At 37.3% G+C, this 9,850-nt stretch carries 9 protein-coding genes and 1 pseudogene; 7 read left to right on the top strand and 3 right to left on the bottom strand.

The window, feature by feature from the left end:
• Together BUL40_RS10810 and BUL40_RS10805 are read right to left on the bottom strand one after the other, a co-directional pair.
• A pseudogene (locus BUL40_RS10810) lies at nt 1–577 on the bottom strand (hypothetical protein); the annotation flags it as partial.
• Between the two features lie 43 nt (nt 578–620).
• Entirely contained in the window at nt 621–3,551 is a 2,931-nt protein-coding gene (locus BUL40_RS10805; RefSeq protein ID WP_080319275.1) for a TonB-dependent receptor, read from the bottom strand.
• Between the two features lie 257 nt (nt 3,552–3,808).
• Here BUL40_RS10805 and BUL40_RS10800 point away from each other — a divergent pair, with 257 nt between their 5' ends.
• Together BUL40_RS10800 and BUL40_RS10795 are read left to right on the top strand one after the other, a co-directional pair.
• Nucleotides 3,809–4,495: a response regulator transcription factor gene (locus tag BUL40_RS10800; RefSeq protein ID WP_010518119.1), complete on the top strand. Its 687-nt coding sequence runs from the start codon at nt 3,809–3,811 to the stop codon at nt 4,493–4,495.
• Nucleotides 4,495–5,550: a sensor histidine kinase gene (locus tag BUL40_RS10795; protein WP_029511447.1), complete on the top strand. Its 1,056-nt coding sequence runs from the start codon at nt 4,495–4,497 to the stop codon at nt 5,548–5,550. The genes BUL40_RS10800 and BUL40_RS10795 overlap by 1 nt, the downstream gene beginning before the upstream one ends.
• Here the strand turns inward: BUL40_RS10795 and BUL40_RS10790 are convergent.
• Nucleotides 5,475–6,587, bottom strand: a complete 1,113-nt coding sequence (locus BUL40_RS10790) for a glycosyltransferase (protein WP_080319274.1) — start codon at nt 6,585–6,587, stop codon at nt 5,475–5,477. The two genes, BUL40_RS10795 and BUL40_RS10790, sit on opposite strands and share 76 nt — an antisense overlap.
• Nucleotides 6,588–6,659: 72 nt before the next feature.
• Between BUL40_RS10790 and trmB the strand changes: the two genes are divergently transcribed.
• The 5 genes from trmB (at nt 6,660) to BUL40_RS10765 (ending at nt 9,804) form a co-directional block, all read left to right on the top strand.
• Nucleotides 6,660–7,331: a tRNA (guanosine(46)-N7)-methyltransferase TrmB gene (gene trmB, locus BUL40_RS10785; RefSeq protein ID WP_080319273.1), complete on the top strand. Its 672-nt coding sequence runs from the start codon at nt 6,660–6,662 to the stop codon at nt 7,329–7,331.
• A complete protein-coding gene (locus BUL40_RS10780; protein ID WP_080319272.1) occupies nt 7,331–7,960 on the top strand; it encodes a LysE family transporter in 630 nt (209 codons plus the stop codon). Before trmB ends, BUL40_RS10780 begins: the two co-directional genes overlap by 1 nt.
• Entirely contained in the window at nt 7,960–8,286 is a 327-nt protein-coding gene (locus BUL40_RS10775; protein WP_080319271.1) for an MGMT family protein, read from the top strand. Before BUL40_RS10780 ends, BUL40_RS10775 begins: the two co-directional genes overlap by 1 nt.
• A gap of 138 nt (nt 8,287–8,424) precedes the next feature.
• A complete protein-coding gene (locus BUL40_RS10770; RefSeq protein ID WP_080319270.1) occupies nt 8,425–9,561 on the top strand; it encodes an Mrp/NBP35 family ATP-binding protein in 1,137 nt (378 codons plus the stop codon).
• A gap of 3 nt (nt 9,562–9,564) precedes the next feature.
• Nucleotides 9,565–9,804, top strand: coding sequence for a NifU family protein (locus tag BUL40_RS10765; protein ID WP_010518126.1), 240 nt, complete (start codon nt 9,565–9,567; stop codon nt 9,802–9,804).
• Nucleotides 9,805–9,850: the final 46 nt, after the last annotated feature.

Raw genomic sequence — 9,850 nt, 5'->3', positions numbered from 1 at the left:
CTTCCGCAGTAGCATCTACACCTTTAGTAGTTGTAGCATCACCGGCAATTACCAAACCACCCCAGTCTCCAGGAGTTTCGTTGTTAGATGTCATGATAACAGGCTCTGAAGAGGTACCTTGAATATCTATTTTACCACCTTTTTGTACAACAATGTAAGTTTCCGTTTCGTCACCGGTTGCAGCTGCAGCTGTAATAATTGTACCAGCGGGAATAGTTAAAGTTGCACCACTTTCAATACTAACTTGGCCATCCAAAGTATAGGTATTGTTTGGGTCTAATGTCATGTCTTCTGTAATTGGACTTTCTGAAGTTAAGTTTACAGATTCTGAACATGGGTCACAAGAACCACCACAATCTACACCGGTTTCATCTCCGTTCATGATACCATCTGTACAGGTGGGTTCTGCTTCGCAAACATTACCACAGGTTCCCCCACAGTCGATACCTGTCTCCGTGCCATTCTGGATGCCGTCTGAACAAGTTGGACCTGCTCCATCATCATCTTTACAGCTTGTAAGAACAAGCGTAGATGTGGCTGCAAAAACCATAAAAAATTTAAAGATTTTCGTTTTCATAATTAGGGTTTAAAAAATTTAATTTATAAGTGTTATTTAGTTATTAAAAAGAATAGGTTAGTCCTAGGCTAATTGTTGATCCTAGCTTATATGATCGTACTGTTTCAGTTCTAATAATTCTTTCTGGGGCATCAGGGCCTAAACGCTCATTTATGTCTGCAGAGAAACTTCTAATCTCGTTACGATTATCTAATACACCTTGTGTTCTTTTAATTTCTGGATTTAAAAGGTTTTGCCCATTTAATGATACTTGCCAGTTTTTTCCTATTTCTTGACTTACTCTGGCATTTAGAACTACAAAGCCATTTTCAACAATATTATCATTGTAAGAGTAATCGTAGATTGCAAAGCCTTCTGGATTACCTAAAACATAAATTTTATCTGAAGCATAGTTCGCGTTTAGGGAAGCGCCAAATGGATTCTTTCCAGAAGTTTTCAGATTTAAATTGGTATTAAAAATAAAGTCCGAAGCACCTTCAAGACCAGTTGTTTTGTTTGTCCCGAATCTATAGAATTCAGTTGCACTATTACCATCTGCAGTTGGTACGAATTTTAAATCCTGTTCATGGTGCATCAATGTTGCATTTACAACTAAATTTAAATCTACTCCCGCATATTCGTCATTGGCTTCGTTGTAATTAGGTTTAAGTAAATTAATTTTACTTTCTAATTCTATACCATATACTTCTGCTTTATCTCCAGTATTTTCAAAAGTCCATATACTTTCTCCACCCCTTTGGGCTGTTCTGTTAATTGGATCTTGAATGTCTTTATAGAATAAAGCCAGTGAGATCAATTGGTCATTGGTAGGAAAAAATTCCCATTTTAAATCAAAGTTATTCGTGTACGAAGCAGTTAAGTCATCAGCGTTACCTGTAACCTCTTGTCCGGAAGGTGCTACATATCTAAATGGAGCTATTTCCTTAAATTCTGGAAGTGTTATAGTTCTACTGGCAGCAAAACGTAAAGCATGTTTTTCGTTCAGGGTGTATTTTAAATTTAAGCTAGGGTAGAAATTATTATACTCCTGTACGGTTTCACCTACTACTCTCGTACCACTACCACCAACATCATAATTAACTAAGATTTCATCTTTCTGAGCGCGAATTCCAGCATTAACCCCTAACTTATTTAGTTGTACATTAAAATCTGCATAAGCAGCTTGAGAAGTGTATTCGCCAGTATATACATCTTGTCTTAATCCGCTAGAGTTTTGGCTGAGCAAATTTACTTGTAATGAACCATTGCCAAAGTTAGGTCCATTTATCAATCCATTAATGTTATCTAGATTATCTGTTCTGGTACTAAATCTATCTACATTGTTAGATTCTGTTACCCCAACAAATTCAGAACTAAAGTCACGTTCTTTGTTTCTATAGAACAATCCAACTTCGATATCAAATTTTTTATTAGATTCTTCTTCATCAATAACTTTGAATACATCATTGATGTATCCATTGTATTCAATATCCTCAATTAGTTGTGCTGCCTTACGTTGGTTAAAACCACCTTGTGAGTTAATTGCAACAGATGTGCTAGGTACGGCGTCAAAGAAAACTTGATTTCTTATCCTATTAGGCTCATCTGCATTCAATAAGTTATAGCCACCAGCCCAGTTTAACTGGTTCTTTTCAGAAAGCTTATGCTCACCAATTAATTGGGTAACCAATAATCGGGTCTGTTTTGTATTTTGGTCACGAACAAATTCTAGTGGAATTCCAAAGCTTCCAAATGCGTCTGTATCATCACTAACTTGTGCTTCACCATTTCTACCAAATTCAACAACTTCGTCTTTCAAGGTATTTAAGAAAGTAGTTGTAGATTTAAGTTTATTTTTATCGTTAATATACCAAGTTAGATCCATTAGGGCGGTGTTGGTAATTTCAGAAATAAAAGTGGTATAATCGGATGCTCCTACCTGAACAAATCCATACTCTAAAATCTGGTAAACACCTTCATTGTATCTAAAATTTTCATCATGCGATCCAGAAAGGACAAAAGAAAGTTTATTATCAAAAAGTTTTTTCCCGAAACTCAAGTTCACACCATAGTTTAAAGGGTTGTCTTTTATGCTAGGGTCCCAAGACTGTTCAGTCAAATTCTGTACTAGGGTTCGGTTGGAATCGTAAAAACCAAATGTGGTCTTCTTGTCTAAATTTGGAGAAATCTGAAAATTGTCCTTGGCCCCATCTTGGTATACAGATGTATTGACACCGCCTGAAACTCCTACGCTAAATTCAGAAGCACCTACTAATTCTCTAGATGTAATATTAATGTTTCCAGAAGCTTGGTCTGCAGAAGTTCTAGCTGCATATGTTTTGCTTATACTAACATTCTGTATTACTCTGGTTGGGAATAATCCTAGGTTGATGTTTTTTTTGTCTACATTGTCTGATGGGATTGGTAAACCATTTAGCGTAGTAGATAAATATCTGTCTCCCAGTCCTCTTACAAAAATATCGCCAGAAGCCTCACTCTCTGTAACACCAGATATTTTAGTTGTAGCTGTTTTAGCGTCGGAAATACCTAAATCACCAAGCTCTTTAGCTCCAATACTTTCTACTACTGTTACTGCATTCTTTTGATCCAACAACAAAGCAACTTCAGAATCTTTTCTAGAAACGGTGGTCACAACCACTTCACTTAGTTCAAAACCTCCACCGGCACTCATAGGAACGTTAACCGTTGTAACTTTGCCAGCTTCTACCACTACATTAGGGATTTCTACAGTTTCGTACCCCAAATAGCTGAACTCAACCACGTAAGTTCCCGGCTCAAGCCCTGCTATTTCATAAAGACCGTCAAAATCAGACGTGGTACCCGTAGTAGTTCCTTTAATAAGAACGTTTGCAAATGCAAGAGGCTCATCATTCAATTCCTTGTCGGTCAATTTACCAACAATGCTTCCTGTCTGCTCTTGCGCCATAGATAGTACGGTAACCATCATGGCCATAATCATCAATAAATTTTTCATTATATAGGTAAGTATATTTGCGGCAAAGAACGCCAGAGGCTGTAAAAGTCATGTTACCCTCATGTTAACACTTTATTTCAATAGGTTTACGATAATGTTATGAGATTAAATCAATGTTAAGAGCATCTTTGGTTGTGCTATTATCTTTACTTTTGGCACTTTGGCAATTAAGTCTCAGAAGAGTTTTGTAACTTAAGAGATTGAAAACCAATAGTAAAATTGATTCTATTTAATACCGACCATAATTTGACATTTTGATGAAAACAAAGGATATTAGAATACTTTTAGCGGACGATGAGCCGGATATTCTTGAAATTGTAGGTTATAACCTTTCTGCTGAGGGTTATGACGTAATCACTGCAAAAAACGGTGTAGATGCCGTGGCAAAAGCCAAAAAGAAACAACCTCACCTTATTATTTTAGATGTGATGATGCCAGAAATGGACGGTATTGAGGCCTGCGAGGTTATGCGTAACACCCCTGGACTAGAAAATACCATAATTACATTTTTAACCGCAAGAGGTGAAGACTACTCGCAAGTAGCAGGTTTTGACGCCGGTGCGGATGATTACATTACCAAACCAATTAAGCCAAAAGTTCTGGTAAGTAAGGTAAAGGCCCTATTAAGAAGGCTCAAAGACGATGCCCAAGAAGTTGAAGACATTGTAAAAGTAGGAGATATTGTTATCAATAGGGAAGAGTATAAAATTGTGAGTAAGGGAGAAGAAATAATCTTACCAAGAAAAGAATTTGAGTTATTGTCCTTGTTAACGTCTAAACCAAGTAAAGTATTCAAAAGAGAAGTTATTTTGGATAAAGTTTGGGGTAATGAAGTTGTTGTTGGTGGCCGTACCATAGATGTGCATATTAGAAAACTGCGCGAGAAAATTGGAGACCACCATTTTAAGACCGTTAAAGGTGTAGGTTATAAGTTTGTGCTTTAATGGCAATAAAACTAAAAAAATCGTACCGCTTTGCTGTACGTTCTTCTTTTTATATTTCTATAGTAATAACCCTTGTATTGGCTACATTGCTATGGGCTTTTGGTCAATTTAATTGGTTGTTGCTCTTGGTATTCTGGCCCATTTCCTTTTTGGGATCTTTTTTGGTTGTGCAATCTCGAGTAGAACGTTTTATTTATCGTAGGGTTAAAAAAATATATGACGATGTCTCGCTGTTAGAATCAACCAATTTTTCTAGCAAACCCATAACTACGGATATGCGAACGCTGACCGAAGAAATAGAAAAATTTGCCAAGGATAAAAAGGTAGAGATAGATACGCTTAAAATTAGGGAAGAATATAGAAAGGATTTTTTGGGTAATGTTTCTCACGAATTAAAAACACCTTTATTTACAGTCCAAGGGTATATCCTAACCCTATTGGATGGTGCCATGAAAGACAAAAAAATCATGGAAAAATACCTAAAACGTGCAAGTAAAGGAGTAGATCGTCTTATTTATATTGTTAAAGACCTAGATATGATCACTAAGTTGGAAGTAGGCGATCTAAACTTGGAAAAACGAAGGTTTGATATAATAGAACTCATTAAGAATGTTTTTGAGCTTTTAGAAATGAAGGCTGCCAAAAAACATATCTCTTTAACCTTTGATATGGAGTACAAGGCGCCCATATTTGTAATGGGAGACGATGAGAAGATACAGCAGGTAATAACCAACTTATTAGTAAATTCTATTAAATACGGTCATGAAAATGGTACAACAGAGGTAAGTGTAGAAAATCTAATTAAGAATAAGGTTATTATACGTATCACGGATAACGGAGAAGGTATTCCTAAACAGCATATTCCACGTTTGTTTGAGCGTTTTTACCGTGTAGACCAAAGTGGTAGCCGTAAAGAAGGAGGGTCTGGTTTAGGGCTTTCCATAGTAAAGCACATTATAGAGGCACATGGCGAGAAAATTTATGTGGAGAGTGAGGTAGACGTAGGTTCTGAGTTTTCTTTTACATTAGAAAAAGCACCCAACAAGACCGAATAATCTATAGGTTTTTCAAAATTGGTAAGCCCACTAAAGTTGGCAACGCGTTCCAATTCTTTAAGACTAAAATCTTCTTGTTTGCAAAAAGGAACCAATCCATTTTTTTCCAATCGCTTGGCTAAATATACTTGCTCATATTGTCCGGGTGTTGGTATAAAAAATGCTTTCTTTTCTAGTTTGGCTAAATCCATTACGGTAGTATAACCGGATCGGGATAAAATCAATTCGCTTTGCAACAAGGCCGTCTCCAACTCTTTGGATTGCATAAAATTAACAACTTCAATTGTGGCATTTTTATAGGTTATATCCTTTCGCTTTTGTTTTTGCTGAATTTTGCCTTTTACAAAGAGTGCCCTACCAGAAAAGCCTTTTAGTTCTTTTAAAAGTTTTTCTTCTAGAAAGGTGCGTTGGGGCTCGGGACCAGAGAGCAAAACCATTAAATCATATTTTTTAGCAACTTCTCTCTTTTTAAATCGGCTTAAAGGGCCAAGATAGTGTATGTTAAGTTTGCTGTTTTTAAGGTGTCCTAACTTTCCGGTTAAATTGGGTTTCTCTGCCACATCTGGCACCCAGCAAGCGGCAAACTTTTTTATTATACTTTGGTGAATTTTTGAACTAAACCAGGTGGTGTTTCCAGATAACACGTTTAATTGGTGGGTAATAAAAACGCATGGAACTTTCTTTGAATATACCCCTAATCGGTTATCCGAAATAATGCCGTCCAGATTCAATTGTTTTACCAAGGTCTTGATTTCCTTCTTTTCTTTGCGCATTGCCTTTAGTACCTTGGGCGAATCCCATACCATCTTCAACTTAAAATTTTTTCCTTTTTCCGCGTAGGTTATTTTATAGGAAGACAACTCAAAAGAAGGTATTTGCGGAAACTCTTTCTGCAACAATTTTAGCGCAACACCATCTGATGCAATAAATGGAGTATGGCCTGCCGCTTGCAGGGCATGGATAATAGGTATGCATCTAGTGGCATGCCCAAGCCCCCAATTTAAAGGGGCAACCAAAATACGTTTTCCTTGTTGCATAATTTTACAAAGAAAGTAAACCCATCATCGTTACGGATTTCCTTAGTTTTGCCAAAACATTAATTTTTTGTTTTGGGTAGCAAGAATAAATTAAAGCGATTTAAAGAGAACGAAACCTTTGCTAATGTCATACAGCCTACCAGAGAAGAGGTTGTTGGTAATTTTGAACACAAAGGCAAATGGAAAGATTTTTTTAAGAACGATAATCCTATTGTTTTAGAATTGGGTTGTGGTAAAGGAGAGTACACCGTAGGCTTGGCGAAACGCTATCCAAATAAGAATTTTATTGGTATAGACATTAAAGGAGCCCGGTTTTGGCGCGGCGCAAAAACTGCTATAGAAGAAAATTTACCCAATGTAGCTTTTCTTCGAAGTCAGATAGAATTAGTAGATTGTCTTTTTGGAGCGCAAGAGGTGTCAGAAATATGGATAACTTTTCCAGACCCACAGATAAAGTATAAGCGTACCAAACATAGAATGACCAATGAGGCTTTTTTAGAACGCTATGCCAAAATTCTAAAGCCAGATGGTATAATGCACTTAAAAACGGATAGTGAATTTATGCATGGTTATACCTTAGGGCTTTTACATGGTTTAGGATATCCCGTTATATACGCCAACCATAACGTGTATACCAATGAAGGGGCGCCAGAAGAAGTAACCAGCATACAAACATTCTATGAAAATCAGTATCTTGAAGTTGGAAAAGCCATAACGTATATCCAATTTCGACCAACCAACTAATGGAGCATTTGCTTATCTTATTTTTTGCCACATTCTCTGCTGCTTTTATGGCAACGGTGCCTCCTGGGCTTTTAAATATGAATGCAGCAAAAGCTAGTGTAGAAAAAGGTAAGCTTAGTGGTGTGGTTTTTAGTTTAGGTGTAGCCCTAACCGTAATGGTACAAGCCTATGTTGCAGTTAATATATCTAAATTTCTTTACAATAATCCTGTAGTTATAGATTACCTGTTAAAGGCGGCAATTTTTGTTTTTGCCTTTTTTGCCATTTACTTTTTTGTAACCGCAAAACGAGAAAAGGTAGATAGAATAGCAGAACCAGAAGTAAAAAAAAGAAGTAGTTTTTATAGGGGTATCTTGTTGGCTGCCGTTAATTTTTTGACCATTCCGTACTACAGCAGTCTTAATGCAATGTGGAAAGAAGCTGGGTGGATTAAATTTGAAGCTACGGACATTGCCATCTTCGTGGTGGCTGCATCTGCGGGTACGTTTGCAGTTCTTTACCTGTACGTATTTTATTTTAATAAGTTGGAGATGAAAACCAAAACGTTCTCTAAAAACTCCAATTATATCATCAGTGCTTTAATGCTGGTTTTATTAATGATTACCTTAATTCGCATTTTTTATAACTAATGGAAGAGGTAAGCTTTTTTGATAAGGTATACGAAGTGGCACGGTTAATACCCTACGGAAGGGTAACCTCTTATGGTGCCATAGCAAAATACCTTGGTGCGGCCCGTAGTGCCCGTATGGTGGGGTGGGCCATGAATAATAGCCATTCCAAAGATGTGCCCGCCCATAGAGTGGTCAATAGAGTGGGTGTTCTTACGGGAAAACACCATTTTGAAGGCACCAACCTTATGCAGCAGCTTTTGGAAAATGAAGGCGTAAAAGTTAGGGATAACCAGGTGGTAGATTTTAAAACCCTTTTCTGGGACCCAATGGCGGAATTGAAATAAGCTTAAATAGGGTATAGTTATTATTCAATAAAAAACAGTTATGCTATTCCCTTAAAAGCATAAGGCACAATATTTCTGATTGCTGTATCTTTGTAATTTAGAATCAGTTTAAAGCACTGAATAGCCAAAAGATTGAGCATGAAATTGAACAAACAGGATATTTTAAAGGCGTTAGAATTAATTACCGTTCCAGGAGAAGGAAAAAACATGATAGATAGTGGTGCGGTAACCAATGTGCAAGTATTCGGTGATGAAGTAGAGGTAGATATCACCATTAAAAATCCAAGTTTACAGGCCAAAAAGAAAACCGAAGTAGAAATACTAAAGGTTATTCATAGAGAGGTATATGAAAAGGCCAAAATAAAGGTAAATGTTAAAGTGCAGGCACCAGCGCAACCAAAAGCGAACCTCATAAAAGGAGAACCCATACCGGGTATTCAAAATATCGTTGCGGTAGCCTCTGGTAAAGGAGGTGTGGGTAAATCAACCGTAACCGCAAATTTGGCGGTAACCTTGGCCAAAATGGGGTTTAAGGTGGGTGTCTTGGATACGGATATTTACGGCCCATCTATGCCCATAATGTTCGATGTAGCTTCTGAAAAACCACTTGCCGTAAATATTGACGGAAAATCTAAAATGAACCCAGTAGAAAGTTATGGTGTAAAAATACTATCTATTGGTTTTTTTACCCAACCCAACCAGGCAGTTATTTGGAGAGGACCAATGGCGGCAAAGGCATTGAATCAAATGATTTTTGATGCGCATTGGGGTGAGTTGGATTTTCTGTTATTAGACTTACCTCCAGGCACAGGAGATATTCATTTAAGCATTATGCAGTCCCTACCGGTAACGGGTGCCGTAGTAGTAAGTACACCACAAGAAGTGGCATTAGCGGATGCTCGTAAAGGTGTTGCTATGTTTAATCAAGAGGCCATACAGGTGCCTGTTTTGGGTATTGTAGAAAATATGGCCTATTTTACACCTGCAGAATTACCAGATAACAAGTATTATATTTTTGGGCAAAATGGCGCAAAACACCTTGCAGAAGATTTAAGAATTCCGTTTTTAGGCGAAATTCCATTGGTACAAAGCATTAGAGAGGCAGGAGACGTAGGTAGACCAGCTGCAATGCAAACAGCAACCCCAACAGAGCTCGCTTTTGAAGCGCTTACCAAAAATGTAGTACAAGAAGTGGTTAATAGAAATACCGATTTACCACCTACAGAAGCAATTAAAATAACAACAATGGCAGGTTGTTCCGCCGTAAAGAAATAAGTTATGACATCTGAAGAAGTACGTTTAAACGTTGAAAAAGCCCTAGAAGAAATTAGACCTTTCTTGCAGAGCGATGGCGGAGACATCTCCTTGATTTCCATAGATAATGACACTTCTGTAAAAGTTAGGTTAGAAGGCAATTGTATTGGGTGTAGTGTAAACCAAATGACCTTGAAAAGTGGTGTTGAAATGACCATTAAGAAATACGTGCCTCAAATTGAAGAGGTAGTAAATGTTGCCTAGTGTAACTTTTATCATTTTTCTTAAGTAGGCCAACAACTACTTTGGC

It is taken from the genome of Croceivirga radicis (genome assembly GCF_002072105.2).
Lineage (GTDB): Bacteria > Bacteroidota > Bacteroidia > Flavobacteriales > Flavobacteriaceae > Croceivirga > Croceivirga radicis.
The sequence above is the reverse complement of the archived record's forward strand: the minus strand, read 5'-3'. Positions and strand labels throughout refer to the sequence as shown.

Coding starts and splice junctions, on each gene's coding strand:
- BUL40_RS10805 (WP_080319275.1), bottom strand. CDS start 3,551: ATGAAAAATTTATTGATGATTATGGCCATGATGGTTACCGTACTATCT.
- BUL40_RS10765 (WP_010518126.1), top strand. CDS start 9,565: ATGACATCTGAAGAAGTACGTTTAAACGTTGAAAAAGCCCTAGAAGAA.
- BUL40_RS10770 (WP_080319270.1), top strand. CDS start 8,425: ATGAAATTGAACAAACAGGATATTTTAAAGGCGTTAGAATTAATTACC.
- BUL40_RS10775 (WP_080319271.1), top strand. CDS start 7,960: ATGGAAGAGGTAAGCTTTTTTGATAAGGTATACGAAGTGGCACGGTTA.
- BUL40_RS10780 (WP_080319272.1), top strand. CDS start 7,331: ATGGAGCATTTGCTTATCTTATTTTTTGCCACATTCTCTGCTGCTTTT.
- BUL40_RS10800 (WP_010518119.1), top strand. CDS start 3,809: ATGAAAACAAAGGATATTAGAATACTTTTAGCGGACGATGAGCCGGAT.
- BUL40_RS10790 (WP_080319274.1), bottom strand. CDS start 6,587: ATGCAACAAGGAAAACGTATTTTGGTTGCCCCTTTAAATTGGGGGCTT.
- BUL40_RS10795 (WP_029511447.1), top strand. CDS start 4,495: ATGGCAATAAAACTAAAAAAATCGTACCGCTTTGCTGTACGTTCTTCT.